The sequence below is a fragment of the Metapseudomonas phytobenefica genome, from assembly GCF_043392685.1.
Taxonomy (GTDB): Bacteria; Pseudomonadota; Gammaproteobacteria; order Pseudomonadales; family Pseudomonadaceae; genus Metapseudomonas.
Window position 1 is genome coordinate 1 of sequence record NZ_JBHZGM010000083.1, and the last position, 867, is coordinate 867.

The window sequence follows — 867 nt, forward strand, 5'->3', positions numbered from 1 at the left end:
GCCGACACCCGCATGCGCAGCAGGCGATCCCCTTTGCCGTAGCGCGTCACCTCCTCGCTGACCAGGGCCTTGCGCGTCGGAATCAACCAGTGTCGGTTGTCACCGCCCTTGGCCAGCCCCAGCAGCAAGTCGGCACTCCAGAAGCCCTTATCGAACAGCGTCACCGAGTGGTCGGGAATCTGCTGCATGAAGGTATCGGCCAAGCGCATTTCACTGCGTCGGTAGGGGCTCAGCTGGGCATCCAGGATCAGGTGCGAGCGCACATTCATCAGGGCCACGAGCCGCAGCATGGGAAACGGTGTCTGGCGGTCGGTGGAGGTGTTGCCGGAGCCGAAGTGCTCCCGGAGTTCGGGGGTGTCCGCGGTACGCAGGAGCGCACCATCCACGGCCAGCACCTGCAGGTCCTGCCAGGTATCGCCGTCGTAGCGCTCGCAGCCCCATTGGTGACCCGTCTGACGAAACAGCCACTCAACCGGATCAGCACCCAGCCGCTTGCGCGCCTCAGTGACACCGCTTCTGGCCAGCAGGTGGTCGGAGGCCAGGCCCTGGGCGCAGATGTTCAGGCGCCGAGCCACCTCATGGACCGGTTCGTCGCGGAACAACGCCATCCCCAGCACCAGCCAGAGCACCTGATCGCTGGGCAGGCGCCGTCGCCGGATGGTGGCCTGGGCGGAAAGGTCCAGCGCGGACGCCACCCACTCGATAGGGATGTTCTGGGTGAAGGTGCTCAGGTCGGAGAAATTGAACAACTCGCCCAGGTCGAGCAACTGCTGTTGAAAGGACATAAAAAATCCGATGCCAGAGGTCTGGCATCGGATTCTCGGGGAGCCACGGCAACAGCTCAAATGCTTATGTGAACAGCATTAC

The 867-nt window shown here is 63.4% G+C and carries 1 protein-coding gene; it reads right to left on the reverse strand.

Features of this window, described 5'->3' with window-relative positions:
• Positions 1-785 (reverse strand): IS4 family transposase (locus ACFW0B_RS25840; protein ID WP_449151803.1); only part of this gene is annotated, 785 nt, incomplete at its 3' end.
• Positions 786-867 lie beyond the last annotated feature (82 nt).